Here is a 351-nt window from a genome sequence, read left to right as displayed (position 1 = left end):
CTCGCTCTGCCGCTCGGCATTCCGGCGGTCGGCGTCACGACGCTGTCGGTTGTCGCAGAGCCGATGCTGGGCCGGGACAAGCCGGTGCTGGCGCTGATCGATGCCCGGCGCGAGGAACTCTACGCGCAGCTTTTCACCGGCGACGGCTCGACGCGCGGTGAGCCGCAAGCCTTGCATTATGACGAAGCATTGAGGCTCGCTGCAGAAGCAGACGCAATGCTGGCCGGATCGGGCGCTTTGATCCTGAGCGGTGCAGCCTCGCCGCAGATCGACATGATCCCGCTCGATATCGTCGGTAGGATCGGCGCGAGGCTTGCGGCAGACGTCAAAGCCAGCCCGCTCTATATCCGC

General features: G+C 65.5%; 1 pseudogene. It reads left to right on the top strand.

What is annotated here, in order from left to right:
• Positions 1-351 (top strand): annotated as a pseudogene (locus tag AC1D0P_RS32830) (hypothetical protein); the annotation flags it as partial.

The organism is Polaromonas sp. P1_G2, from assembly GCF_056405515.1.
The sequence above is the reverse complement of the archived record's forward strand: the minus strand, read 5'-3'. Positions and strand labels throughout refer to the sequence as shown.